The following is an 875-nucleotide window of genomic DNA, read 5'->3' on the forward strand; positions in this document are numbered from 1 at the left end:
AAATACCATGACCTCGTCTTTACCCACTGGGCCATACGTTTTGAGTACCGATGGGAACAAGGGGATTGAGTTGCTAATGATATCCACATCTGCGGGCTCTTTTATACCGAAAAAACTCTGTATCGCAGCATTGGCCCGCCCGCTCTGAATTTCATTTTCATCACCAATACTCGTTTTTATCCAGTTGAATGACGGCTTTATTGTCAATGAATGTCCAGTATTTATTCCCCACAGATAAAGTTCGCCATAAGCACTTCGCGCTATGACATGGTAGTTGTCATAATCGGCAAACTCTGTGTCCTTGAGGAAGCACTCAAGCACATCTTCAAACTCAGCGGGATTAGTGATCCAAAATAGGCCATCCATAAAGCCAGAGAATCCGACCATTTGCCAATACTTCAGCAACTGGTCAGGAAGTATGCCCCGATAAGCTTCAATGTGTTGGTCTGTGGCCTGAACATACGTGGTGGGCTCGCCAAACTCTTCCAAAAACATTTCAAAATCTTCGTCAGGCACTGCGTTTTCCTCGTTTCATTTGTTTGTCACAGCCACGCCTTTCCGATTGTCTTTAAGCCTGCTTCCGGCATTAGATTGTGCCCGCGTTTAGACGTTTACGATATCAGAAAGCCCATCACAGAAAGCCCAAAAGCCCACTTAGTGCGGACGACATTGGTTAACCTTCATAATGCTTGATGACGTTACTGACCATAGCGGCCATATCAATGACTTCGGCACCGCCTAAATCAGCCATGATGTGCAAGAACACCTGCAGATTCTCTTTGGCCATGGCATCAACGGATTTTTCGCCGCCCATAAATAGGTAAGGGGTAAATACCATGACTTCGTCTTTGCCCACTGGGCCATACGTTTTGAGC

General features: G+C 46.1%; 1 protein-coding gene and 1 pseudogene. Both read right to left on the bottom strand.

Going from position 1 to position 875, the window contains the following annotated elements:
* Positions 1 to 516: GAD-like domain-containing protein (locus tag OH455_RS23190; protein ID WP_269982937.1), on the bottom strand; the 516-nt coding region annotated here is incomplete at its 3' end.
* A 157-nt stretch (positions 517 to 673) separates the two neighbouring features.
* Positions 674 to 875 (bottom strand): annotated as a pseudogene (locus tag OH455_RS23195) (T6SS immunity protein Tdi1 domain-containing protein); the annotation flags it as partial.

The organism is Vibrio sp. T11.5, assembly GCF_027587155.1.
GTDB classification, from domain to species: Bacteria; Pseudomonadota; Gammaproteobacteria; order Enterobacterales; family Vibrionaceae; genus Vibrio; species Vibrio neptunius.